Raw genomic sequence first — 1,351 nt, 5'->3', positions numbered from 1 at the left:
CGGCTCTTCACAATTGGGGGTGTGGGGCTGGTGGGCGCGTCGTTGCGGGGATAGGGGTCGAGGTCTTCCGATGATGGAGGTTCCTACGCCGCCCATCCGAAAGACCTCGACGTGTCCAACGCTACCTTCGCTGCCCCTGATCTGACGACGTTCTGTGGTCTTGACTCGCTCGGTCTGGTGGCTGTGGGCCAGCGTTTGGAGCGGTCTCGTGCGGTGCTGCGGTGTCGGGGTCGTGGCCGAGGACCAGTGGTGCCGGCAGTGCGGGTGCGAGGGCAAGGTCCGTGACACGGTGGTCCGCCGCTTGGCCCACGAGCCACTCGGATGGCGACCGACCACTCTTGAGGTCACCGTGCGCCGCTACCGGTGCACCGGGTGCGGGCATGTGTGGCGTCAGGACACCAGCGCTGCGGCCGAGCCGCGGGCGAAGCTCACCCGGCGTGCGTTGCGGTGGGCGTTGGAAGGCATCGTGGTCCAGCACCTGTCCGTGGCCCGTCTCGCGCAGAGCCTTGACGTGGCGTGGAACACCGCGAACGACGCGATCCTGGCCGAAGGCAAACGGGTCCTGATCGAGGACCCCCGCCGGTTTGACGGGGTCAAGGTCATAGGGGTCGACGAACATGTATGGCGTCACACCCGCAAGGGTGACAAGTACGTGACCGTGATCATCGACCTGACCCCGATCCGCGACGGCACAGGGCCATCACGCCTGCTCGACATGGTCGAGGGACGTTCCAAGCAGGTCTTCAAGACCTGGCTGAACGAACGTCCCCAGGCCTTCCGCGATGGGGTCGAGGTGGTCGCGATGGACGGTTTCGCTGGCTTCAAGACCGCTGCTGCCGAGGAGCTCCCCGACGCGGTCGCGGTCATGGACCCGTTCCATGTCGTGAGGTTAGTCGGTGACAGTCTGGATCAGTGTCGGCGCCGGGTCCAGCAAGAGCTCCACGGCCACCGCGGCCGATCAACCGACCCGTTGTATCGCGCCCGGCGGACCTTGCACACCGGTGCGGACCTGCTCACCGACAAGCAACGCACCCGCATCACCGACCTGTTCGCTGGTGACATCCACGTCGCCGTCGAGGCGACCTGGCACGTCTACCAAGACACCATCGAGGCCTACCGGCACCCCGACCACCGCCAAGGCAAGCAGCTGATGGCCCAGCTCATCGACCGGGTCGCCCAGGGCGTCCCAGCGTCCCTGGTCGAGATCCGACGAGTAGGTAGAACCCTGAAGAACCGGGCCGCGGACATCCTGGCCTACTTCGAAAGACCCGGCACCTCCAACGGCCCCACCGAAGCCATCAATGGCCGCCTCGAACACCTACGCGGCACGGCCCTCGGATTCCGCAACCTG

1 pseudogene is annotated in these 1,351 nt (G+C 66.3%); it reads left to right on the top strand.

The annotated features are described in order from the left end of the window. Positions 1–111: 111 nt before the first annotated feature. Positions 112–1,351 (top strand): annotated as a pseudogene (locus tag BQ9890_RS14350) (ISL3 family transposase); the annotation flags it as partial.

It is taken from the genome of Actinomyces provencensis (genome assembly GCF_900155435.1).
Lineage (GTDB): Bacteria > Actinomycetota > Actinomycetes > Actinomycetales > Actinomycetaceae > Pauljensenia > Pauljensenia provencensis.
This window is presented reverse-complemented; position numbering and strand designations above follow the sequence as displayed.